At 42.3% G+C, this 24,540-nt stretch carries 22 protein-coding genes and 8 tRNA genes; 14 read left to right on the forward strand and 16 right to left on the reverse strand.

Features of this window, described 5'->3' with window-relative positions:
• Positions 1 to 5 precede the first annotated feature (5 nt).
• The 4 genes from GRF55_RS00650 to GRF55_RS00665 all read right to left on the reverse strand — a co-directional run bounded on the left by GRF55_RS00650 (position 6) and on the right by GRF55_RS00665 (position 5,261).
• Positions 6 to 1,040, reverse strand: coding sequence for an SIR2 family protein (locus GRF55_RS00650; protein ID WP_220368668.1), 1,035 nt, complete (start codon positions 1,038 to 1,040; stop codon positions 6 to 8).
• 12 nt (positions 1,041 to 1,052) lie between these two features.
• Entirely contained in the window at positions 1,053 to 3,143 is a 2,091-nt protein-coding gene (locus GRF55_RS00655) for a hypothetical protein (protein WP_220368669.1), read from the reverse strand.
• Positions 3,144 to 3,205: 62 nt separating this feature from the next.
• Positions 3,206 to 3,964 (reverse strand): DUF4393 domain-containing protein, encoded by a 759-nt coding sequence (locus GRF55_RS00660; RefSeq protein ID WP_220368670.1) that lies wholly within the window; start codon positions 3,962 to 3,964, stop codon positions 3,206 to 3,208.
• Between the two features lie 43 nt (positions 3,965 to 4,007).
• Positions 4,008 to 5,261: an ATP-binding protein gene (locus GRF55_RS00665; RefSeq protein WP_220368671.1), complete on the reverse strand. Its 1,254-nt coding sequence runs from the start codon at positions 5,259 to 5,261 to the stop codon at positions 4,008 to 4,010.
• A gap of 710 nt (positions 5,262 to 5,971) precedes the next feature.
• On the opposite strand from GRF55_RS00665, the gene GRF55_RS00670 reads away from it, so the two are divergent.
• The 11 genes from GRF55_RS00670 to GRF55_RS00720 all read left to right on the forward strand — a co-directional run bounded on the left by GRF55_RS00670 (position 5,972) and on the right by GRF55_RS00720 (position 15,521).
• Positions 5,972 to 6,271, forward strand: coding sequence for an AlpA family transcriptional regulator (locus tag GRF55_RS00670; RefSeq protein ID WP_220368672.1), 300 nt, complete (start codon positions 5,972 to 5,974; stop codon positions 6,269 to 6,271).
• Positions 6,264 to 7,685, forward strand: a complete 1,422-nt coding sequence (locus GRF55_RS00675; RefSeq protein WP_220368673.1) for a DUF3987 domain-containing protein — start codon at positions 6,264 to 6,266, stop codon at positions 7,683 to 7,685. Before GRF55_RS00670 ends, GRF55_RS00675 begins: the two co-directional genes overlap by 8 nt.
• A 198-nt stretch (positions 7,686 to 7,883) precedes the next feature.
• The gene (locus GRF55_RS00680) at positions 7,884 to 8,762 is read left to right on the forward strand and encodes a PriCT-2 domain-containing protein (protein ID WP_220368674.1); all 879 of its coding nucleotides are present in this window, start codon (positions 7,884 to 7,886) and stop codon (positions 8,760 to 8,762) included.
• A 2-nt stretch (positions 8,763 to 8,764) separates the two neighbouring features.
• On the forward strand, positions 8,765 to 9,676 hold the full coding sequence (locus GRF55_RS00685; RefSeq protein ID WP_220368675.1) for a DUF6371 domain-containing protein: 912 nt from the start codon (positions 8,765 to 8,767) through the stop codon (positions 9,674 to 9,676).
• Positions 9,677 to 9,861: 185 nt separating this feature from the next.
• A complete protein-coding gene (gene mobV, locus GRF55_RS00690) occupies positions 9,862 to 11,319 on the forward strand; it encodes a MobV family relaxase (protein ID WP_220368676.1) in 1,458 nt (485 codons plus the stop codon).
• A gap of 547 nt (positions 11,320 to 11,866) precedes the next feature.
• Positions 11,867 to 12,904, forward strand: a complete 1,038-nt coding sequence (locus GRF55_RS00695) for an RNA ligase, Rnl2 family (protein ID WP_220368677.1) — start codon at positions 11,867 to 11,869, stop codon at positions 12,902 to 12,904.
• A gap of 58 nt (positions 12,905 to 12,962) precedes the next feature.
• On the forward strand, positions 12,963 to 13,544 hold the full coding sequence (locus GRF55_RS00700) for a metallophosphoesterase (protein WP_220368678.1): 582 nt from the start codon (positions 12,963 to 12,965) through the stop codon (positions 13,542 to 13,544).
• A gap of 2 nt (positions 13,545 to 13,546) precedes the next feature.
• Positions 13,547 to 14,314 carry a metallophosphoesterase gene (locus tag GRF55_RS00705; RefSeq protein ID WP_220368679.1) on the forward strand — a complete coding sequence of 256 codons (768 nt, stop codon included), beginning with the start codon at positions 13,547 to 13,549 and terminating at the stop codon, positions 14,312 to 14,314.
• Positions 14,314 to 14,763: a hypothetical protein gene (locus GRF55_RS00710; RefSeq protein ID WP_220368680.1), complete on the forward strand. Its 450-nt coding sequence runs from the start codon at positions 14,314 to 14,316 to the stop codon at positions 14,761 to 14,763. Before GRF55_RS00705 ends, GRF55_RS00710 begins: the two co-directional genes overlap by 1 nt.
• 23 nt (positions 14,764 to 14,786) lie before the next feature.
• Positions 14,787 to 15,089 carry a helix-turn-helix domain-containing protein gene (locus GRF55_RS00715; protein WP_220368681.1) on the forward strand — a complete coding sequence of 101 codons (303 nt, stop codon included), beginning with the start codon at positions 14,787 to 14,789 and terminating at the stop codon, positions 15,087 to 15,089.
• Positions 15,090 to 15,104: 15 nt separating this feature from the next.
• Positions 15,105 to 15,521, forward strand: coding sequence for a hypothetical protein (locus GRF55_RS00720; protein WP_220368682.1), 417 nt, complete (start codon positions 15,105 to 15,107; stop codon positions 15,519 to 15,521).
• Positions 15,522 to 15,570: 49 nt separating this feature from the next.
• Here the strand turns inward: GRF55_RS00720 and GRF55_RS00725 are convergent.
• From GRF55_RS00725 to GRF55_RS00780, 12 genes are all read right to left on the reverse strand, one after another.
• Positions 15,571 to 15,644: transfer RNA gene (locus GRF55_RS00725), tRNA-Cys, on the reverse strand.
• Positions 15,645 to 15,651: 7 nt separating this feature from the next.
• A tRNA-His gene (locus GRF55_RS00730) sits at positions 15,652 to 15,724 on the reverse strand.
• 7 nt (positions 15,725 to 15,731) lie between these two features.
• A tRNA-Met gene (locus GRF55_RS00735) sits at positions 15,732 to 15,818 on the reverse strand.
• A 6-nt stretch (positions 15,819 to 15,824) separates the two neighbouring features.
• Positions 15,825 to 15,897: transfer RNA gene (locus GRF55_RS00740), tRNA-Trp, on the reverse strand.
• A gap of 4 nt (positions 15,898 to 15,901) precedes the next feature.
• Positions 15,902 to 15,983, reverse strand: a tRNA-Tyr gene (locus GRF55_RS00745).
• 9 nt (positions 15,984 to 15,992) lie between these two features.
• Positions 15,993 to 16,065 (reverse strand) — tRNA-Phe (locus tag GRF55_RS00750).
• Between the two features lie 5 nt (positions 16,066 to 16,070).
• A tRNA-Ser gene (locus GRF55_RS00755) sits at positions 16,071 to 16,158 on the reverse strand.
• Between the two features lie 8 nt (positions 16,159 to 16,166).
• Positions 16,167 to 16,251: transfer RNA gene (locus GRF55_RS00760), tRNA-Ser, on the reverse strand.
• Between the two features lie 313 nt (positions 16,252 to 16,564).
• Positions 16,565 to 17,587, reverse strand: a complete 1,023-nt coding sequence (locus tag GRF55_RS00765; protein ID WP_220369570.1) for a type II toxin-antitoxin system HipA family toxin — start codon at positions 17,585 to 17,587, stop codon at positions 16,565 to 16,567.
• 2 nt (positions 17,588 to 17,589) lie between these two features.
• Complete coding sequence (locus tag GRF55_RS00770) at positions 17,590 to 17,898, reverse strand: HipA N-terminal domain-containing protein (protein WP_220368683.1); 309 nt, start codon at positions 17,896 to 17,898, stop codon at positions 17,590 to 17,592.
• Positions 17,885 to 18,106: a helix-turn-helix domain-containing protein gene (locus GRF55_RS00775; protein WP_091826728.1), complete on the reverse strand. Its 222-nt coding sequence runs from the start codon at positions 18,104 to 18,106 to the stop codon at positions 17,885 to 17,887. The genes GRF55_RS00770 and GRF55_RS00775 overlap by 14 nt, the downstream gene beginning before the upstream one ends.
• A gap of 143 nt (positions 18,107 to 18,249) precedes the next feature.
• Positions 18,250 to 19,542 (reverse strand): phage integrase SAM-like domain-containing protein, encoded by a 1,293-nt coding sequence (locus GRF55_RS00780; protein WP_220368684.1) that lies wholly within the window; start codon positions 19,540 to 19,542, stop codon positions 18,250 to 18,252.
• A gap of 684 nt (positions 19,543 to 20,226) precedes the next feature.
• On the opposite strand from GRF55_RS00780, the gene GRF55_RS00785 reads away from it, so the two are divergent.
• The 3 genes from GRF55_RS00785 to GRF55_RS00795 are packed head-to-tail and all read left to right on the forward strand — an operon-like array spanning position 20,227 to position 24,333.
• Positions 20,227 to 21,504, forward strand: coding sequence for an ATP/GTP-binding protein (locus tag GRF55_RS00785; RefSeq protein ID WP_220368685.1), 1,278 nt, complete (start codon positions 20,227 to 20,229; stop codon positions 21,502 to 21,504).
• Between the two features lies 1 nt (position 21,505).
• On the forward strand, positions 21,506 to 22,120 hold the full coding sequence (locus tag GRF55_RS00790) for an RloB family protein (RefSeq protein WP_220368686.1): 615 nt from the start codon (positions 21,506 to 21,508) through the stop codon (positions 22,118 to 22,120).
• Between the two features lie 11 nt (positions 22,121 to 22,131).
• Entirely contained in the window at positions 22,132 to 24,333 is a 2,202-nt protein-coding gene (locus GRF55_RS00795; protein ID WP_220368687.1) for an AAA family ATPase, read from the forward strand.
• Positions 24,334 to 24,540 lie beyond the last annotated feature (207 nt).

Below are 24,540 nucleotides of genomic sequence, written 5' to 3' on the forward strand. Positions count from 1 at the left end.
ATACTCTATAATTCAACGGGCAAGTAAAACTGCCCACAGTTTCTAATAGGTTCAACATTCACTTTTCTATCCGACGGCAGCACTGCGTAAATAGCTTGTATAACTGCATCAGGATTGATATCCTGCACATACACTTTCTTCAAATTTGGCATTCCGCTAAAGATAGCTCTATCTGTCACCCTGTTAAAGAAGGGGAAAGAGTAACCAATTACGACTACTATTTCCGTATCATTTGTAGTTTGAGTCAGGGTTGTCTTGATTTTCTCATTGTTTGGCGATTCTTCCCAAGCAAACGACAGATGCGTTTTGAAATACAAGCCTATGCCTGACGTATCAACTTGTGAATCGTGATAGAATTCTATTACCTGTAGAGCAGCCGGCATATTCTCCTCATCTTCCTTAATATATTGGATGGTAGACTTATCCTCGAACGTTGCTGAACCGTTAATCTTAACAATCCTTCCACTGTTCGTTAGTTTCGGCCATTCTCCTTGGATGTTCTTCTCAAATAGTGGCAATTTGCCGTCATGATTATAAGCCTTGTATGCATTCTCTATCTGAGAGTCATAGTTCCAGGATACAATACTGATATCTTTGGGTAGCATCAGGCTCCCCTCTTCCAGCACATTTGCCAGAAAAGTATCGTATCTGCCATCAGGTTTATAAACCAGTTGCGCCCATACGAAGAAAGCGCACAAAACGGCTTTTAGTTTATTGAACTCCTTTTCTCTTCCTGTCAGATACAACTTACGTGCGTATGTATCAATAGTGGCGTGCTCTTGAATTCCTTTAATGAGTTGATCAATATCATAGAGCATGTCACGCCTCTCTGATTCTATATTGGATGCAGACTGCCTGTAAGTGTTTTGAAATACCATCTCGCTATCAGAAGGTATCACAGCCGTCTCTATATAAGTTCTGAATAAAGCGAACTGCTCCGGTATCTCCGATACGACGGGGATACCTTCTAAAATCTTTTTACCATCATCCCTTCTGCCATAGCTGGCTCCAGCACCTAGATAATATATAGTTTTACTCATGTTATATATTTCTTACGCTATTAACAATTCTCTCAATCCATTCTTATTCGATGTCCATACTAAACTCATGAAATGAATCGTAGGTTGACACTCTATTTCATTCAGGCAGGCTATCTCATCATGAGTAAGATAGTCCTCATTCCCATTACACAATAGTTTATCTACAACCACAAACATAGAAGGACTTATGACGCCTTTATCCATCAATTCCAATAACTCTTTCTGGCTATCATTAAAATCAATATTGGCGCAAAGTTCCTTTCTATCATTGTAATAAAGTTCCTTCAATTCAGCATCCTTCTGCACCAAACGCCTTCGATGGTAAAAAATACCATTATCGTGAATATAGGATGCATTAATCGGCGAGGGAGTATCTTGACCATTTTTCTTATAATATTGTGCTTGCGTTTCAAGCCACTTCTTTAATTCCTCCCTACCTGTCTGAATTTCACCTAGTGAAGATACCCACGCCAGCATGTCGGGGACTGCTCCCATAAAGCTGACTTTAACCTTTCTATCATCTAAATTCCATGATAAGCAGAAAGAAATACTATCCTCTATACCATTACTATCAAGCCCCTTCAAGAGCATCTTTATCCCTTCAAGCGTCTTCTCAATCGCACTTGCAGGATTATTGCCACCGTGAAATATCTCAGGTAAATCATGGAAATTGTCTCTATAGCTAATGAATCGGCAGTTTGGATAGTCCATTTCTCCTCCACAACGTCGTATACACTTCGCCAAATCAACGGCCATCAAATCTGTTGTTTCTACTATCCCCTCCATCAGTTGACATGTATCAAAATCTCTATAGAGTCGTTTTACTCCTTCTTCACCTTTTGTATGATAGCTATATAGCAATCTAACGCCATCTCCTTTCTTAGGTACAAACGGCACATATTTTGAAAGGGGATTTACAGGCTGCTGTTTCTGTGCCACGAAGGGCACATTTTCGCCAAAATATCTATATATATCCTGATTCCCCCTAAGATAATGAGTTATTAGACTTTTCCATTTCCTGATTGGCAGCGGCCCATCTATTCTGAAAACCTTGGTATATACTGCAGTATGCCCCATCGCTGTTATCGGGTTTTCTAACCGTCTGCATATTGCCTCAAGGTCATAACTTCGTATAGCCCCATCAAAATGGTCAAACATGCCAGTTGTTGTGTCATAGAATGAATGCAGATATCGGCATGCATACGTCCCTTCTGACAGTGTCGGTGCCTCAACGTCCGTAACCTCCTCCATCTCAAACTGACGTTTCCCATCTTTATCTTGCCATACAAATTCAGTTTTCTTTATTTGATTAAAGAGATATTCTGTTTTATTTGTATCGTATGCCGCAACGCCTTCCTTTATCTTACTGATGTCATCTGTATACTCTGGACCATACCAATAGTCAAACTCTTGAGTTTCTTTAAACGATGGCGTATATCCCACATAGTCCAAATCAACCCGTATTCTCACTGGGGTCTCTTCGGTGTTTGAATCAAATAGTTCTTTAAGAAAATCCTTATTAAAGCAATTATAACGGGATAGTGAACGTCTTAGAAAAGGATGTACTAACACCGAAAGATTGTTCTTCTTCGAGGCAAAAACACCGTCTCCCTTATATTCAAAATTCTGAAGCAGATTGCTTAAATATATAAGTCCATCACTGTCAATCTCACCTCTTAGGAATGGAAATGCATCAAGTACGATGCTATCATAGCCGTACAACACAATCCCATTTGACATCATACGACATTCATCCTTCATTAATCCCAAGTTACTCACCTCTTTGTTGAATTCCTGTGAATACCGCAGGACTCGTTCTATCATTTTTTCATTAAGATAGTCAGTTCTGGCTGCCATCATCCAGCGATTCTCTTCTGTCGTTTCAGGCAATGAAGTGTTACCCAACAAATAGGTGCTTTCATGAGACAAAAATAATGCTGAAATACGAGTTACTCCTAAAGGACGATGTATATCATGCTCAATATTTGATGGCACACAACGACCATAGCCTTGCCATAGTGCATCTTCCAATGCCCCTATAGAGAACCTTACACCCGATTTGGATATGCCGTCTGTCAAATATACTCCAGTTAAATGCTTCATTTTTCTACTTAATCAGTTATCTACCAACCTCTCCTCCGATGTCTTATTATTGGAATTAGAGACTACCTACAAGCTTCTCTAAACTGCTTGCCATATTCATTCACATAAACCACACTATCTGTGGTCTCTATTTTGAGTTGCTGTTGAGGATACGCATTTTTATATCCATCAAGCACCTGCTCTAAAAAAGTAGTTTGTCGCAAAGCTGAATAATTGGCCTCAGTGATAGTTCTATCATACATTAATTCTAAAATGCCAAATTTGCTCATACGAATAAGAGATGCAGATACGGCAAACTCGTCATAGCCATCAATTGTCCATCCCAAATACCACTCGGGCAATGCATTTGTATAAATCTTGTTGGTACCGTTAATCGCAATTCTCGGATTAATCGCCATTACATATCCACGGGTTTTTGATAACTTCTCAAAGAGCAATGCATCTAACCTGTTCATTTTCTTGATAATGTCGACATAGGATGGATGCACTACATTCTCCTTACTAATATCCATCGAATTAGCAAGCAAGGCGATGTACATTTCCCTCAGTGTCTCATTCTGTGCTGTATAAGTCAATGACTGTAGCAAGGGCACAGCTATTTCTGGGTCAGGACTCTTCAGCCGCTCCTCAGGTACTTTCTCCAATCGCTTTTGCACCTCTTTCTCAACGTAGTCCTCTATCTTTTCCCAACACCAAAGGAAACCACGTATTGGCGCCAGTAATGCTTTTACAGTCCTTCCAGCAACAGCCCCTACTTCAGATACAGCAGGTCTCGCTGCATCCTTATATACTTCTACACCTAAATCCTTTATCAAATCCATATATTCTTCTATATTCCGTAGTCCCGGCATCCTTTAGATGCCCTCACACCTCCATCAACCACTTCCACACCGGCACCACGGGTATCCCCCCTTCTGTGCCCTCCTCATCATACGTAATCAGCAGACACTTCCAATCCTCATGTGCCTTAGTATATTTCACTAGTGGCGGCACCTCCCTGTTGTAAGTGGTCTCCTCCTTGATGCTGTACGACACCTGGATGGCTAACTTCTTATCAGGCACTATAAAATCTATCTCTTTGTCAGCATTCAGATAATACACATTCTCCTTGCCGTATCGTCTGAATAGTTCCACCGCCACCATGTTTTCCAGTAGCGACGTCTCTGAGTTCATCAAGAACAGATTCAGCAATCCGTTGTCTATAAAATAATACTTCTTTTGCATCTCCTTTTCAGTCAGCTTACCCACCTCGTTCTCCATGGGCAGTATCAGCCAACTGTCAGCGGCATACCCCGCATAGTCTATCGTAGTAGGCACACTGATGGACGACCCCGTCGACATAATCACATTCTTCAGCCTATTATATGACAGAGGCTGCTTCACGCTCTCTGCCATTTTCTTAATCAGGATGTTCAACACCCTGTCGTTCTTAATGTTGTTTCGAGCACAGATGTCACCAAGGTAAATCTTCTGGTACAGGCTCGACAGCATAGCCCGCTTGTTCTTAAACGACAGGATCTCTGGCAGACCGCCGTAATAGAAGTACTCATTAAGATGTCGTTTTACTTCGCTTCTCTGAATCGTGTCATACTCCCAATGGTCTTTCAGTTCTACCTGCTGCGCTGCTAGATACTCTCTGAATGAATATGGGTACGCATCATAGATAAAGAACCGGCCGCCCAACGTAGTTGCCACCTCTTTACTCAGCATCTTCGCATTGCTACCCGTCACATACACCCTGTATTTCGCATCAGCCAACCTCCGCACAAACTTATCCCAGTGTGGAATGTTCTGCACCTCATCCAGAAACACCACAGGCTTCTTGCCATACAGTTCCATATGTGCCTCCAGCAGACTGTTGAAGTCATCCGTCTGAAATTCAGCTAGACGCTCATCCTCAAAGTCCACAAACAATATCTCGTCCCATCCCTTTCCGGTAGCCTGCAACTGACGCACACGCTGATACAGCAAGTACGACTTACCCGCATGTCTCACGCCAACTATCACATAGTTCCCGTTCTCCTCGAATTCTACGGGACGGTTCACAATCACCGCCTCATCCACCTCGCGTTGCTTACTAATCAAGCATTGTTTGATGACATCTTTACTTATACTCATATAAATTATATTTAATAAGAATTGGGCAATTTTGTTAAGTTTGGCTTACAAAGTTAAGCATTTTCTATAAAACAGAATTAATAAACCCTGATTTTTTGCAATATTTTCACCTTTTTTATCACAAAACCATGATTTTCCCTGGCTATTCTTATACTAGGGAGTGTTTATTGTATTTGGTGTTGCCCTAAACACTTCTGTCAGATATGACACGATTCTTCTACCTCGTTGCCACTTTGAACTCTTGGATGTCATGAACTTCTTTTCCTCACGATAGATGAAGGTGTCAACCCTTTGGACAAGAGAATACTTATAATTCTTTCCAACAAAATCGTAGATAATACGGATGTAAACGACAAAGAGTCATATTGTGTCTTACTTGTCTTGTTATGACTCACGAATCTCCCAGATTCAAAATGTTGGTTCTAATTGCCCTCCTCGTTAGAACCAATTTTGAAAAGTAAGGGCAAAAACGGCTGGTTTTTGATGCGATTTTCTTCTTGGAGCTTGCAGCACTCTAATTTTGCATTCGATTTCGTGGCGGTGCCTCAGATTACAGGATTGTCGGACGCGACACTTCATTAAATCTGAAATGCAAAAGGATCCGTGCATAAGGTGCCAAGCGGATGAGAGATAACAAACAAAACTTTCACTTCAAAAAAAACGTGATTATGCAATCTGAAAATAGGATCTTAGGTAACCAACTGGTTGTAATGTCGAGGGAAGACCTTGACGCTTTGGTAAACGAGATGGCCCAAAACATCGTAGCAGCTCAAACTAAGAACGCACAGAATGACTTGGAGACATGGATGAATGTCCCGGAAGGAGAACGATTCATCACTCGTGAAGAAGCCGCTCGAATACTGCATGTGAACTTCACCACCCTATGGCGATGGGACAAGCAGGGCCACCTCCATTCCAGAAAGATTGGAGGCCGTCGGGTGATGTACAAATATAGTGATGTCCTGGCATTGCTTAATGGTGAAACAAAAGATGTGTCCAAAAATGAGTGAGCAAGTCATGCCATTTGTGGGAGGACAGCCCGACTTCCTCTCTATGGTTAATGCCGAGGTGGAGAAGGTGGAGCCTGTTATCAAGGCTTCGCTTACTTCTCCGGAAGAACAACTGCCATTCCTTGTACCTCCTGAGACATTGCCTACTCCTTCTGGCAAACCGAAAGGGGGGCAGCACTTGAAAGCCTCGGATTTCACCGAGCCGACTCTTCCTGTTGATTGGCTATCACAATCTGTACAAGACTATATCCGAACTGTTGCAGAATCGTACGGATGCCCACAGGACTTTGTTGTTGCCATCTGTTTGACTACAGCAGGCATCGCTGCAGGGAAGAAAGTGCAGCTCGTCACCAACCCATATGCCAATTATCCTTGTGACTTTATCTGTATGGTAGGTAAGCCGAGTCGTAACAAAACAGGACCATTGAAGGAAGTCACCAATCCTCTTCGGGAACACGACAAAGCAAACTTTGCCAAGTATTCAAAAGCAAAAGCGGTCTATGACCAAAGCAAACGGGAGGACAGAAACTATAGCGGTGAACAACCGATATTTCACCAACGAGTGGCTGGGGACAGTTCACCAGAGTCACGTAACGCATTATTGGCACAAGGTGATATGCTTATCATTGTCGCTGACGAGCTGAAATCTTTCATTGATTCTTTCGGTCGTTACTCTAAAGGTGGTAATGGTTCGGGAGCCGAGGTGTCTCAACTGCTGTCAACTTGGTCGAATGTCAGCTTCACCATCAATCGAAAGTCAGAAGACACCAAGCTTGTCGATGACCCAGCCATGAGTATCATTGGTGGCATTCAACCAGGACCACTCGGTAAGACTTTTGGCACCGATGCCTTGATGGATTCGGGCTTTACCCAACGTTTTCTTTTCGTCTATCCTGATAAGGCAGAGTTTATCAAGAGACAGGACCGTAGACGGATGACACAGGAAATGCGTGACAGTTGGGGTGACATCATCGGAAAACTGTTCGGCATGGAAACATTGGTACTCCAGCTATCCCATGAGGCAGAAAGACTCTACGCTGACTACGCTGATGCCAATGACATGAAGGCTGATGCTGAAGAGGATGACTACATCGGTGGTATGAGACAGAAGATGAACATCCATGTGCTGTGGCTGGCTATCATGGCACATCTGCTGTCTGACCATTGGAACGAGCCTGTTATCACAGGTGAGGGCATGGAATATGCCATTCGCATTGCTGATTACTTTACCCAGATTCATGTTGAACGCATCTATCCTTTGTTGCGAGGCTCGGCAGCCACACAGCGTCCGATGACCAACGGCGACCTGCTTCGGGCTGTCAGTCGGCAGTTCAAAATCAAGTCGCAGAACTCTCTTGCCGAAGTCCTCGGTGTGTCACAGCAGTATGTCAATAAAATACTAAAGGAGCAATGATGGTTGTAGTTGTAGATGTCAGTAATAGCCTATGGATAAAGGGCGCAAGCCAACAACTACCCTACAACCAAGGTGCTCTTATCTCCATCATGGAATCTCATCTATATGGTTGTACCCTTGTTGTAGCATTAAGCCCCGTATTTACAAGACTTTAAGCCAAGCTACAACTACAACAACTAACTTAAATTTTGAATAACGATGAAAAGTTTATTTGATACGAAGATTAGCTATTATAGAAACGTGGAAGACAATGTCGGCTCGGAAATTTCCCTGCGTGACTTCCTCTTCAACGACCAACACAAGGAACAGATTGAGTATATCCGTTCCATATCGGATGAAGATAAACAAAAGCGCTTGAAGTTGCAACTGCCCGTGGCAACCATCTCAGGCACATTTGCCCCTACATGTAAGGCGGAAAACCTCGTGGCCCACTCGAACCTTCTCTGTATTGACATCGACAAGAAAGACAACATGGACGTTGACTGGTTCGATGACCTGAAGCATGAGTGGCATAACATCCCCCAGATACTCTATGCGGGCCGCAGCATCCGTGGCAAAGGCTGGTTTGCCATCTTCCGCATTGCCTATCCTGATAAGCACGAGGATCAGTTCGAAGCCCTGAAACGTGACTTCGCCAACAGCGGACTAATCATTGACAAAGCATGCAAGAACGTGAACAGGATGCGCTTCATCTCCTACGACCCAGAGCCGTATGTGAATGAAGATGCTACATTATATACTAAGGTGTGGGTGGAACCCAAACCGGCATACCAGAGTTCCAGTGCATATAGTGGTGACGACATTGAACAGGTCGAGAAGTGCTGCCATATAATTGAAGACCGTAGCATCGACATTACCGCCACCTACGATGAATGGTTCCATGTGGGTGCAGCCTTGGCATCACTTGGTGAATGTGGACGTAGTCTGTTCCATATGGTCAGTTCGCAAAATGCGAAGTACAAAGCATCTGAGACAGACAAGAAGTTCGACAATCTTCTGCGCAATGTCAGCAATATCAAGATCGGTACGTTCTTCCATATCTGTTCACAGCATGGAATCAACTGGAAGGAGGGCTGATTATGAACACGGAGATAACAAGTTTCAATAGCACATTCTTTGAATACCTTTGTGGTTTCATCTGGTTTGACCAAGATAAGTTAGAGGCTCTGATGAAACGCTATCCAATTGGTGCGACAGAGCAAGGCGAACCAATATTCTGGCACATTAATGCAGAACGTAAGATTACCAATGGTCATATCCTTACAATGGACAGCGAAACAGGTAAGGTCTATGACGACAGTTGGTATTATCAAGACGGGCGACCGACTTGCTTGTTTGGTGAGCACTTGCTCAATGCATTCCCCACCCAGACGGTTGCACTGGTGACGGATGAACTGACTGCTGCCGTTATGAGTTGCTTTCCAACGCCATACGTTTGGCTTGCAACTGGAAAAGAACAAGCGACTCCCTCCGATTTGCTTCCACTCGTAGGTAAATCTGTGGTTGTGTTTCCTGACAAAGGTGAGTACTGCAAATGGCAGGAAATGCTGCAAGCAGTTCCCAATCTCCAGTTTCATCTCTCAGATGTGATGGAGAAAGTACAAGGCGATTGCCACAACATTGCCCAGATGGTTCTCAGCCAGCAACCCCTACACCCAACCGAAGAAGAAGCTGCTTTGATGAGAATGGAGGATGCCAATCCCAACATCGCACTGCTCGTCAAGGCACTTAATCTGGAGGTGGTGGGTGTTTCTTCCATCGACGAAGATGCGATGAAACCAATATCCAAATCTGAGGTAAAAACAGAACCACCTCCACAAATAGAGGATGACGACGCCATGAAATCATTCCTGATGGTACAGGAAAAACGATGGCACGGCAGGAATCTAGAATGCCACAAATGCTCTCGTTCCCATGAGGGAATCAATGGGACATATTGTGATGAACTCCATCAATATGTCGAATATGGAAAAGGCAATTGCGGCAGATGAACTTGTTCATCAAAGGAGCCAAAATCGAATAGAGGGAAGAGAGTGATTCTACGAATCGCATAGCCTAATATGCGTTAACTTCCATTAACGCGAGTGGGTGAGGCTGTTATTGTTATCCCGTTCGGGGAGCAAGCTCAGAAAAAGAACATCAATTACAAACAACATCAATCAAAAAACAAAGCATTATGAACAAGAAACAGGTAATGGACATACGTCCAAACTCTGATGGCATCAGCCAGGCAGAGAGTAACGAACAACAGCGAAACTGGAGCAAAGACTTCCTTCAGAAGAAATCCAATGACCCGATGGCGAACTATGACCCGACACGAACACACCTGAATTTTGAGGTGGTTCGTGGTAGCATAGTCCAGCCTATCGACAAGTCGAAGTCCATCATGAAGATGATGGCTGACAATCTTGCAGCACGTGGAATCAAAGACCCTAATGCCCGAGAGGATGTCCGTCGTCGGCAGAACACGCTGGCCCAATTTATCTTTGGCGGAAGCCGAGAACGTATGAACGAACTCGCCTTTGGCAACCAGACATTGAACCTTGGCAAAGGGGCTGACAACTCCCACCTGACACGGAACAATGACATCGAGGAATGGGCTAAAGATGTATATGCTTTTGTTGCCCATCGTTTCGGCGAGGAGAACATCGTCAGCTTCTACGTCCATCTTGACGAGACCAATGTTCATGCACATTGTACACTTATTCCACTTGATCAGAAGAAGAACCGTATTTCGTGGCGTTCTGTATTTGGTCAAAACAGGTATGAGATGGGGCAGCTGTTTTCCCAACTGCACGATGAGTTCTCAAAAGAGGTTAGTATGAAGTGGGGACTGGAACGAGGCGACAGCATCAGAGAAACTGGTGCCCGTCACCGATCCACTTATGAATACAAGCGGGAACTTGTTAATGACGTGAACCAGCTTGAAAGTCGGAAGGTTGGTTTGGCTGCCGACATCCGACAAGAAGAACGCAAACTGAAAAGTCTGACAACAATGATAGCCAATCTTCGGGAGCGTCGTGCATCTATCCAGCGAGAGATAGACGAAATTGCCCGTAGCTTAGGTGAGGAAGGTACGGACAACATTCTTCTGACAGCCCGTATTAAGAACCTTCGCCAAGAGATGGAAGACATTGACAGCAAAATTGCTGAACGCTCCAAAATGCTAGAAGAAACGAGTGCCAGCCTTAAGAATATTCGAGAAGAACTATTTGATATGAAACGAGAGCACCAAAGAGCCTTGGAAAGAGAAGGAGATGATATTGACAGGGAGGCGACACACGTCCGTATGGGAATCAACAGTACCTACAATATGATGTTGGCTACGACTATGCAGGAAATTATCCCAACCCTAAACGATAAGCAACGTGACATCTTACGAGAGAAGGGTTATTATGACCTTGCCGAAAACGTTCAAAATATAGCCAACTGTGCCATGTTACTGGCTATCAACTATGTCAAACAAGCCACGGATTACGCAGAATCATGCGGTGGCGGTGGTGTGTCTAACTTGTCTGGGTGGGGACAGAAGAAGGATGAAGATGATGTTCAATGGTGGGTGCGTTGTATCGCTACGGCTGCCGCAATGGTTAAACCAAGAGGGAAAAAACAGTCTGCAGGAGTAGGAAGATAAAAAGTTACGCCCGAATAAATCTCTTGTTGTGGGAATCATTCGGGCACGCAAACTTTTTTATACACAAGTGTATAAGCAATAAGACCTCTTAAAATAGTTCTCCGAAATTTTGGTCAGTTATACGAAAAAGTGTACCTTTGCAGTCAATTTTACGAAAATCCATAAAAATAGCAGTAATGCAGAGACAGAAATTTAACATATTAGGCGGACTGAACATTCAGAGCACATGGTGCCTTGAATGCGATTCCTATATGCATACGTCAAGCATTGCTGCACCACGCTATTCAGATAGGAAGGCTTTCCATATTGCACGAGGAGGGAGTGGATTACTCCTGACATAATTGTACGTGCAAACACGAGATTAACGAAGTGGTTGGAAAGTCAGCAATGCTTTCCAACCATTTTTCGTTTGTGCCTATCACAACCATGAACACTGTCGACTTACCACCGACAAGACTTCTCCTCATCGGCCTGGCCTACGGCACAATATGTAGTCAATCAATTATTAACCGCGCAGCGATGCGCAAAAACAAGAAGGAACAAAGAAATGTTAGAATTCAAAAAGTACAGCTCCATCGAGAATTCCTTCAACAGAGAGTTCATGGAGCGCATCATGGCAGAGATGCCTACCGATTTGGAATATGTGGTACAGGAAAAGGTACATGGTGCCAATACCAGTTTCCTCTGCGACGGAGAGAAAGTAAGGTTTGCAAAGCGTACCTCCTTGCTGGAAGCGGAGGAGATGTTCTACGACTATCCCGAGTTGCTTGAAAGGTACAAAGACAAAGTCTTGGCCCTTGTCAAGGATGTCCTCAGCAGATATGAGGACGTGAGGAGCGTCAATGTCTTCGGTGAGATGTTTGGTGGGACCTATCCCCACAAGGATGTTCAGCCAAACCGCAAGTTGTCTCTCATCCAAAAGGGTGTATGCTACACTCCTGAGCATGAGTTCTATGGCTTTGACATCTATGTCATCAACGAGGATGGCAGTAGGTATCTGCCTGTAGATGAAGTAAACGAGTTTTTCGACAAGCACGGATTCTTCTATGCCAGGACTCTGTTCAAGGGCACTCTCGGTGAATGTCTCAAATACCCTAACGCTTTCCAGAGCAAGATTGCCGAATGGCTTGGCTTCCCTGCCATTGAAGACAACATCTGCGAGGGTATCGTGATAAGACCTGTCGTTCCCATGTACCTGAGGAATGGAAGCAGGGTGCTCATCAAGAGCAAGAACGAGCGTTTTGCCGAAAAGAAGAGCGTGAAGAAACGCAACAAGCTCTTTGCCGAACCTGTTCCTTACAGCGAAGCCTTGAAGGCACTCGTTCCAGAGGTAGAGGCATACGTTACCGAACAGCGCCTGTCAAATGTGGTGAGCCACATAGGTGAGGTACACGTGCCTAAAGACTTCGGAAAAATCATGGGTCTGTTCTCTAAGGACGTGCTCGAAGATTTCTTGAAGGAACATGGCGGTGAGTATGGTTGCCTTGAAAAGAGCGAACAGAAGTTGCTCAACAAGGAACTAAACAAACTTTCCACTGAGATGGTGAAGAAGGTCTATATGGGCCAGGCTTACATACTCGATTAATTAACAGACTCTCTCCGTGCTCCAAATGGGGCATGGAGAGAATAAAACAAAGAAGAAAATGAATTTCAAGTTTAATGTAGAACATACGTTCTTTACATCAGATACGCATTTCAATCATGCGAACATTATCAAGTTTTGCAATCGTCCATTCAAGGACGTAGAGCAGATGAACGAGGTGATGATAGCAAACTGGAACAGCGTGATAGGTAAAGATGATACAGTTTTCCACTTGGGCGATTTCTGCCTGGGCGGCGCAGCAGAATGGACAAAGATACTCGACCGTCTGAATGGCAAAATTTATCTAATCATGGGTAACCACGATTTGAAGAATATTCGACAAGGATTCATCAGTCGCTTTGAGCATGTAGCCATGCAAATGCACATCGAAGTCGGCAAGCAACGAATCTATCTGTGTCACTTTCCTTTTCTGTGCTTTGAGGGTGGATACAAGGACGTATGGCAGCTATTCGGTCATGTCCATACCCGAAAGAATAACACAGGAAATGACGCGGAGAGGCTCCAGTTTCTCTATCCGACCCAGTATGATGTGGGAGTGGACAACAATGGCTTTGCTCCAGTATCATTTGGGCAAGTAAAGAGAATCATTGACAAGCAAGTTGAACAAAGTAAAGAAAAGTAACAATGAAGATACAATACATGAGTGACCTGCATATGGAGTTCGCAGAGAACAGCAGGTATCTGAAACATAATGAGTTTCCTGTTACGGGTGATGTGCTGGTTCTGGCCGGTGACATCTTCTATCTGAGAAACGATGTGGCCCCACTGGGCAGGTTCTGGAAATGGGCATCCGAGAACTACAGGCAAGCCCTGATAGTCCCTGGCAACCATGACTACTACGGACATTATGATGTGATGGTTCGTGGTATGCATTGGACTTGGATGCTGAAAGACAATGTGGGCTATTACCAGAATCAGGTGGTTCGTATTGACGATACGGATTTCATCCTCAGCACTCTCTGGTCTCACATACCACCAACGCATGAGTATGTGGTGTCCCATGGGCTGAATGACTTCTATCAGACTCAATATGATGGACATCGCCTGACGGTCGAAGACTTTAACATGATACATCAGTATTGTCTCAGCTTCATCAAAAAAAGTATAGCAGAGAGTGTGGCTAAGCATATTGTTGTTGTCACCCATCACCTCCCGACACTAAAGGTGGTGGCTGACAGGCATTTGGGTTCTGACCTCAATCCGGGCTTCTCGACTGAACTTGGCGACTTCATTGCAGACAGCCCAATCGATGTCTGGATTTACGGTCATTCACACACGAACATCGACACAACGATAGGACATACTAAAATTGTGTGTAACCAGATGGGATATGTGTTTGCGAATGAGCATCTGACAAACGGATTTGACTTCGGCAAAATGATAGAGATTTAATGAATGACAAACATACAAAGAAAAAGTATACAATTATGAGTGGAGGCACTTTTGATTATTCACAACGGACTATAGAACTTATAGCTGATGATATCGAACAAACCATCTTGGAAGCAGGGAGAAAGATTCCTGATGTATTATTGGAAGAACAGCAACATCGTTACTCACGAGAGATGCCATTGGAGGAACAATACTATCCTTCATATAATCGTAAGACAATGGACATCATGAAACGAGCTGTTTATATCCTTAGAATGGCATACATATATGCACAGAGAATAGACTGGATGTTGTCTGGTGATGACGGTGAAGATGATCTCGTTAGACGCTTAGACAAAGAACTGCATGAGCTTAAAATGAAGTATCCTAGTGGAAAGTTCACGTTTAAGAAGAAAAGCGTTCGATATGATGCTGACTACGGTGGCTTTCGTGAAATGTCAGATGAGTAAATGAATTATTAAAACAAATAAAGATGAATAGAAATAACAAACAAAGTGACAGAGAAATCTTAGAAGAAATACTTATGATTCTAAGAAATCTGAAAGCATCTCCTGTAGTTGTCCAGCCCTCTATGAAGGTTTACAAAAACAAAGAGGTTATGGAATTGCTGGGAGTGAAGGATAAATATCTCAAGAAACTAAGAGATAATGGATATCTTGGTTTTTCAAGAGAAGGCGATAAGTTTTGGTATACGCAGAAAGATGTAGATTGTTTTCTGCACAGTTTTCATTATGAACCATTTAATAGCAATATAAACAAATTATGGACTCTTTAAATTATAAATACATTCATGCCAGTAAACAAAAACGCATTATTGCGTTACAAGATAATAGACAGATGCCTACGCAACAGATACAGAAGATGGACGATAGAGGACCTGGTTGATGAAGTTTCTGAAGCGCTGTACGACATGGAAGGTATCCGCAAAGGCATCTCTTTAAGAACTGTTCAGAACGATATACAGATCATGCGTTCTGACAAGCTCGGATACAATGCGCCCATTGAGGTATATGATCAGAAGTACTACAGGTACGCTGATCCGAACTACTCTATTACAGAGTTGCCCCTGACAGCTGAGGACTTCAATCTTATTACTAAAGCTGTGAAAATGTTGGAAACGACAGGGGACAAACCAGAGTTTCAGCAAATGGGTAGAATACTCACACGGGTTAAGAAAAGGCTGACGGCAATTCTTAACTATGGATAATGGAAAGACTCCAGTTCCTTTTATCGGCAACTGGAGTCTTTATTTGTTGAGTGAGGAATCGGATTCGAACCGATGAATGACGGTTTTGCAGACCGCCCCCTTAAACCGCTCGGGCATCCTCACGTAATAGGGAGTTTGACAGGTTTCGAACCTGCGACCACCAGAGCCACAACCTGGCGCTCTACCTACTGAGCTACAAACTCCATGTAGTTGCGGGAGCAGGATTCGAACCTGCGTCCGGTTTTTGGCCGGCCCAGCTTATGAGACTGGTGAGTTGGGCCACTACTCTATCCCGCGATTTTGCAGAAGCAGAAGGGTTCGAACCTCCGACCTTCGGTTTTGGAGACCGACATTCTACCAACTGAACTATGCTCCCATCGTTGAGGTGGAGGGACTCGAACCCACGAAGCCGAATGGCGGCAGATTTACAGTCTGCTCTCGTTGCCGCTGGAGAACACCTCAATATATTTGTGGAACCTCGTGGAGTCGAACCACGTTCTCAGGATTTTCAGTCCTGCGCATACACCAAGTCTGCCAAAGTTCCATCAGAGGAGGCTAAGGGATTCGAACCCTTGGAGCGTTTTACCGCCCTCTGGTTTTCAAGACCAGTGCAATAGACCAACTCTGCCAAACCTCCAACTTATGCGGAAGCAGAAGGATTCAAACCTTCGGAGCCTTGCGGCTCGGCACGTTAGCAGTGTGCTGGTTTCGACCGCTAACCCATACTTCCATTGGATTTAACTCCGTTCAATTCCGTCACGACTCGACATAGCATGAGTAAACTCCGCTCTGTTCTCGCTGTTCCGTCATTTCGGGTGCAAAGGTACAATGCCACTCTGCAGCCTTTCTGCGTAACAAGAAAAAGTTACAAAAAAATGATTATTTTTCGCTAATGATTATTGACAAATTAGCTTTTCCCATAAGTACAAAGCATAAATGCCCAAATGAATTACTGATAACAAGTAGTCATTCGGACATTCTTATGTAAATCTTGGAAAAATGTATAAAAAGAGGCAAAAACACCTTGGAAAAGTGTAATTGCATCATTTAAATCCCAACGTCACACGTCGATAGTTGTACGAAAGCCAGTAGCTGCGTTTCAATGGGTCTGACAGGAAGGAACGGTTGATTAATTCTTTGGCCAACGGATGTTCCTTGGCAAAGAAATCCAATTCCCGTTTCACCAATTTTGCAGTCATACCAATGCGATGACCAAACTCCTCGAAGTCCTTACGGCCAACAGTTCTTGTATCGGATAGTTGCATGCCTTCTTTGAACAATCCTTTATCAAGAGCGAAGATGCGTGGCATGCTCAAATGTAGACTGGTATTGATGAGGTCGTAGGCAGGGGTGAGGTGGTATTCTCCGTCACCTCGGTTGATTAGTGAGAAATTTTTCAGATGCGCGTCATCGTTGAGGGTAAGATAGTTGAAGACAACGATGCGGAAGAACTTTAGGATTTCAACGGGAGCAGCCTTGACGTATTTGCGGATGATGTCCGCACACTCCTCGTAGCTCAAATTACTATATTTGTAATCGCTGCCACCATTGGCATTGGTAAGTCCTGCCAGCGAGGCGAAATCTTCCTGACTATACTTCTGTCCATCTGGTCCGACATCGAAACGTCGGCAAAGATAGGCTGCTTCACCATCTTGGAAGAAACAAATGCCATTAGCAGCAGTCTCAATGTGATAGACTTGAGAAGCCAACTGCATCGTCAGATGTTCATTGGCTGGACAATATTTGCGGTCAAGCAAAGCATAGGATGAAGGAGCCGGTTTCAAGATGTATGTTCCACGTTCACCTTCGGCTGGCTTTACCAAATGTCCCTCACTATCCATCACCAAACTCGCCTTGGGCTGAACGCCAGAAAGCGAGATTCGTCCTACATTCTTCAGATAGGCTTCATTGTCGGCACTGTCATTGTCGGCACTGTCATTGTTGGGGCTGTCAAAATCCAACACATGAAAAACCTCCTTCCCGTCAAACAATAGTTTTCGGGCTACAGGGGAATAGGTGATAAAGCCTTCCTGCAAGGTGGAAGGGCAAACATAGACCTCTATCATATTCACATCGGTTTAATGGTTACGGCTCCGATGGTATCGTGCCCGGCTGTTGCAAGCATGATACCAAAATCATCGTTTTCATCGATATGATGCAACATGGATTGCACCTGACGATTGGAGCCTTCAGACAACATGTTATAAAAATAAGGAAAGAGATGGTTGGAACGGTAAGGCTCTTTTCTTACGGGCATTGCCAAGCAAAGTGGCTCACCGTGGTAGTCCTCACCATAAGTGAACACATATTCCCTGGCATCCGTCTCTTGCAATATGCCTGCCTCCATATCGTGAACATAAACTTTACACTGTCTCATAATCAAGCTGCTTGATGTTAATGTCTATTTGCAAACCCAAAGTATCGAGTATCGTGAGCAAGGTGGCGAGCTGAGGATTACCCTCGCCTCGTTCAATCGCTACAACGGTATTAACAGCTACACTTGCCAGGTCAGCCAATGTTTGTTGGTTGATACCCAATTTTTTCCTTCTTTCCTTGATGGCATTCCCTATTTCCTGTTGTATCATAATCTCAATATATTGCGATTTCGGTGCAAAGATAAGCAATTCTTTTCAAACAAAGGCGCAAATTCTCAATAAAATGCGATTTTAGGTATAATTTACTATGAATTGCCATAATAATATGTAAAAATCACAACAAATTGCGATTTTTATTGTTGCCCCATCATCTTCTTTAGCATTTCCTTCATCTGTTCAGGAGTAAGACTATCAATGTCGATAGGTTCTTCTTCCTTTTCAAGGTTGAGCAGCTTACTATTGTTTCGGAATCGGATTTCAAGAGGATACATGTCCTGATAGCCGCTGGTTACATCGTTACCTTGCGAGTGACCCATACTTTCAGAAATGTATAGTTCCTCTACGCCCGCCAACTTCAGATTTGTAGCAAAAGAATGACGCGCCCATGTTCCAGACACCACCTTGTCCCACCCAAGTACTTCTTTGCATATACGGTTCATGCGGTCTTTGATGTTGGAGTTTTCCTGTACCGTCAGTTTCCTTCGCAAGGTTTCATCTGTGGCTCCATTGAAGATTTGAGGAAAAACATATGCGTCCTTCTCTGGCTTGGCTCCAATCTCATTAAGGATCACTTTGAGTGGTTCTATGATAGGAACGATAACCACCGACATGCTGTTGCTTCGTGCCGATGTTTTCTTTCGCATAAACTCAAAAGCACGACCACCTTCTGCAAAGTAAGTACGGTTGTAGGTCAAACGTCCTGCATCGGCAAGATTGAATCCATTGCACAGATATTGTGCCAGGAATAGGCCCAAAGAATCATGGGCACGTTTCTTATAAGCTGGATCCCAACCTTCGGGATAGCGCTTCTCAACGAAGACTTTATATAGTCCCGTCATTTCATCAACGCTAAGATACGATTGCTGGCGACGTTTACCTCGTGGAATTGAGATGAGCGTGTTGTCCTTGTTGGAGAAGGGGTATTTGTCCTCGGTCAAAAAACCTTGGCGAATGCATTCATTCCAAACAACACGGCAGGTCCGAAGATACATACCACGGGTGGCATCGGCAATCTTTCCGACAACCTTGCCGTTTTCGACCACACCATTTTTCATTACATCATTCCACTTGTCAATTACGTTTTTGCCGACCATGAAGCCCTTCACATTACCAACGTATTTAAGGAAGGAGTTGAGTGCCCACTGGTAGTTCTCTGCGGTACCAACCCTGTCTTCTGCTTTCATTCTTGCGATAATGCTCTCCCAAACACCTACAAAAGATGTAGCTTTATCATATTCGATTTCCGCACCTGTCAGATAAGTACGGATAAGGTCGAGTGTTAAAGTCTGCTTCTTGCTCAGTTTCTCCAGTTTTTCCCTGTAGCTTTCTAGCATCTTTAGCCATTCGACATGAACAGGCATGAGCGAACTTTTCGCTCCTTTCACGCTACATACGTCATTGAAGTACTTTTCGTTTTGATAGTCCATATCCTTTAGCTTGTAGTAATACCGTTTAGCTGCTATCTGAAAACAGATGGCCAAAGGGTATACATCCGTACTCTTATTGGTACGTTTGTCTAGAACTAAAGTAAGTGAACAGTTGTCCACTTTTCCGCACTTGATAGATGTCTTTTCAGCCTTCATAACTATAGTCTGTTGCTTCGTTCATGGGAATCTTGCGAACAATTTGCGAACAAAATGCGAACAAAATCGCCCATTAATTGAGGTTTATTAAAATTTCACTTTTGCGCTGCAAAGTTACAAAATAATTGTGAGACAACAACTTACAAAGCCAAGAAAAATTTTATGAAACCCTAAAAAATTTTATTTTAACAGACTCATAATCTGGAGGTCCCAGGTTCAAGCCCTGGCTGGTCCACACTGAAAATCAAGCACTTGCGAGAAGCTCGCAAGTGCTTTTTTCATGTCTGCGTAAACAATGCGTAAACAAACGAGTTGAGTCGGCTATTTTGCATCATGGATAGTCATGGAGTTTCAGTGACAAGATAAAGCCTTTTTAATGCCAATTAGCCATGCAAACATCAAGAATAATGTTAAAAACACATAAAATTGTATTTTTTTCTACAGATATTGCACTACTTTCTACTTTTTGCAATAATTTTTTTTTGTAATTTTGTAGCAAAATTACGATAACGGATAAAATATTGCAGTATGATACGAGATTTTTGGGTAAAGAACTATCTTTCCATTCGCGACAAGCAGGAATTAAACTTTGTGGCAAAAGGACCATCTTCGGAACTTGTCACCGAAGTTGCTGATGGCGTATTCTTATATAAGTTAGGCATCCTATATGGTTCAAATGCTTCGGGCAAGTCGAATATGCTGATAGCTTTGAATAGCGTATTTAGTATATTGGTTCATCCGAAATCAAAAGTGACCTCAAAAATCAATAGAATACCATTTGCTCTCACAAAAGATCAATCTACAGAAATGTATGTGTCGTTCTATGCTGATGGTATTAGGTATGATTATGGCGTGACATTTAACGAAAAATATATTTTGAATGAAGTCTTGTACTATTATCCCAACAAGTCCAAGTCTTTGTTCTATGAACGCTCATTCGTTGGCGAAAACGTACAGGCAAATATTAAGTTTGGGCAGAGCCTTAAACTGCAAGATAAGACTGCTGAAAGTATTCGAGAAAATACTTGGAACAACCATAGTGTCTTGGCTGTTTGCGGGAAAGTTGCACTGAAAGAGGATGTTGCTACATTCATTCATCTTTACGATTGGATTATGAAGAATTATCATGAAGTGGATGGTGACGAGGAGATAGGGATTGTTGAATTTCTTAAGGAAGCGCATGGCGATTCATCAAAACGTAAGTTCTTCAATCTTATGCTGCAAAAAGCCGATTTGAATATTATGGAGTTTAGGCCAATCATAGAAGACCGTATCTTGTCAGATGAACTTCGTGAGCGCATTATAAAGCAGGATTTTTCTGAAAAGGTGAAAGAAGACCTTCTTAAACCTACGACAGAATCTATAGCCTTCATTAATCATTCTGCGGAAGGCAATTTTGAGATACCTCTCAAATGGCAGTCAAAAGGTACTATAAAATACATACGCATACTGGATGCATTATATGATATGATAACAAGTCCTCATGTATATTATCTTGATGAATTAGGAGAGGATTTACATAATGACCTGTTGTACTACTATCTCAATGTCTTCATCTTCAATTCCGATAAGTCGCAGCTGATTATCACGAGTCAGGAGACCACCCTCCTTTCGCAGGATATGATTAACGATAACAGAGGCGTGGTGTGGTTTGTTGAAAAGAACAAGGATACTGCATCATCCGAATATGCCCGTGGTGACTCCTTTGGCTTGCACAAGAATCTCTCGCTATACAATTCATATCGTATTGGCCGATTGGGAGCCAAGCCAGAACTGGGTAGTATCTTTATAAACTTGGAGGACTGATATGGGGAAACTACGACAAACAGCACTCATCCTGGGTGAAGGGCCAACGAAGTTCTTCTACTTTAAGTCCCTATGCGACGTGTTCAAGCGTCTGACCATCAAGCCAGACTACCCGAAGCATACCAACATCAAGGAACTGGAAGCCAAGATTGAGGAGGGGGTGGCAATGGGTTACAGCCATATCTTCTGCATTATTGATATGGATACGAAAGATAGGGAGCCTGAACGTTCACAATATCAGAAACTAAAGACAAAGTATGCCAAGCCTATCGACAAGCCAAAGAAAGGCATCTATTGCGAGGTGGAGTTCTTCGAGACTCACCGCTGCACCGAACTATTCTTCCTTTACTATTTCCGCTACACCTCACGTCCATACGAAACACAAGAGCCTTTACTCAAAGACCTCAACCAATGTGTCGAGTATCGAAAGACGATAGAGTTTTTCATCAAAACCAGAGGATTGCATGGTTACTTTGAGCGCAATGGTGGTAGTCTTGAAAAGGCTGTGATCAATGCTAAACGTTCAATGGATGAGAAGTTGAAGGATGGTAGAGATTATACCTACTCGGAACTGGGAAGGTTAATTGAAAGATTAAAAAAACTGATTACAATTTGAATTGTTGTATTATGATAAAAAGCATCAAGATAAATTGGAAAAATTGTTTTGGAATAAAGCAATTAGAGCACGAATTTAAGTTTACATCCGGCAAGCCTATCCATTTGCTTTATGCTCCGAATGGAACAATGAAAACTTCTTTTGCAAAGACAATGAAGTTTTTGTCAGGACAAAGCAAAGAAAAACCTTGCGACAAACTTCATCAGGACGAAGAAAGCAAATATGACGTATTGGTTGATAATAATTCCATTTCTAAAGACTCCGTATTTGTAGTAAACGGAGATGAGAACATTGACTGCGCCTCTTCTTTCGTTAATTTTTTAGCGAGTTCAGAGCTTAAATCAAAGTATGACAACATTTATAACAAGCTCAATAAAGAGAAGGATGCACTGATGACTAAATTGAAAAATGCATCTAATAGCACGGACTGCGAAAAAGAAATTATTGAGGCATTTTCGTCAAATAATAACGTAACAATCTTCAATATTTTAGATGATTTGTGCGAAAGTGTAAAGACAGGGCTACCATTGTTCGAATTTAAATATAATGATGTATTCGACACAAAAGGAGCAGTTAAAAGTTTTCTTGAGGCAAACAAAGACAGTCTAAAAGATTACATAGATAATTACGAGAGATTGTTATCAGAATCCTCGTTATATCGCTCTGTAGATGGTTTTTCTTTTGGAACCTATCAAGCTTCTCAATTGTTGCAAAATGTTTCTGATGGGAACTTTTTTGGCGTCAAACATAAAATGATGCTACAAAATGGCATGGAGGTTACGTCTCATGAGCAACTAAAGCAGATAATGACAGAAGAGCAAGAAAAGGTTCTTAGCAATGAAAAGTTAAAGAAAACCTTCGAAAAGATAACTAAAGCTATCGATAAAAACTCAGAACTTCGTGAATTCAAAAAAGTAATAGAGTCTCATCCAGATTGGATTATCGAGATGCTCAATTATGATATGTTTCGCAAAAAAGTTTGGCTGGGTTATTTAGCTAAGGATGACATTAAGCCTTTATTTGATTCTTACATTCAAGTGTATAATGACAATAAGGAAGAACTGCTTGCAGTCTTAGCACAAGCTGGCCGGCAGCAGGAGAAATGGGAACGTATCATTAAACTCTATAATGCGCGCTTTCATATCCCTTTTCAAGTATCCATATCTAATCAACGAGACATAATCCTGAAACAAGAAGCCGCAAAATTACAGTTTTCATATGTTGAAGAAGGAAAAGAACCTGTGTTAAGTTCCCAAAAAGAACTTGAAAATATTCTCAGTAGAGGTGAAAGACGTGCTTTCGTTATCTTACAATTTTTATTTGAGATGGAATCTCGCAAAATGTCACAGAACGATACATTTGTCGTTATGGATGATATTGCAGATTCTTTTGATTATCAAAACAAATATGCTATAGTTGAGTATATTAAGGATTTGGCAGAAGAAAATAGTAATAAGTTTTTTATGCTTATTTTGACACATAATTATGATTTCTATCGTACTATTGCTTCTCGTCTAAGTAAATCTATAAGTGAATTATGGATGGTTGAACGTAAGTCGAATAGCCAAATTTCCGTTGAACAAGGACAATATCGAGGCGATGTTTTTGCAAATGCCTTTGTTGGTAGAGATCAGGACGATAAAATATTCATAAGTATGATTCCATATGTTAGAAACCTTATTGAATATTCTAACGGTGAAGAGGATAGAAAGTATCTCTTATTGACAAGTTGCCTTCATCAGAAAAATGACACAACCTCAATAACAGAATCACAAGTAATAGATGTTATGAAAGATTTTACCAGAGGAAAAGGTATGAAACGCACCGATTCTGGAAGGAAAATGTATGATATAATAATGGAGACGGCAGAATCTGTAGCGAACGAACAAGACCCCAATCTTGTACTATTGCAAAATAAGATAGTTTTATCAATTGCTATACGCTTAATGGCGGAAAAATATTTGAAAGAAAAACTTCTTTCTTCAGGAGTTAAGGAGGAAGATTTGTTAGTCACAGGAAATCAAACTGGAACTTGGACTGGTAAATATAAAACAAATTGTCCAGACGATGCAAATAGAACTATCATAGAACGAGTTAATATGATGACCCCAGAATTGATTCATCTCAATAGTTTTATGTATGAGCCACTAATAGATATGTCTATATTCCATTTGATAAAACTATATAATGACTGCAAAACTTTATCTGCATAAGTTTATAGCTTCAATTCTTGGAATGAAATTATCAGTACGAAGTTAAGCAAATTACTTCGTTACAATATCATATAATGACTTGTAGTCCTTGGCAACGTCGTAGATGTGGCCGTTCTCGCTGATGGTCTCGAAAAGAGCATTATAGCAAATAAACATCCCCTGTGTATGCGAAACACAGAGGATATAAGGTTTATTCCAAGGACTGTA

This window comes from Prevotella sp. Rep29 (assembly GCF_019551475.1).
GTDB lineage: Bacteria > Bacteroidota > Bacteroidia > Bacteroidales > Bacteroidaceae > Prevotella.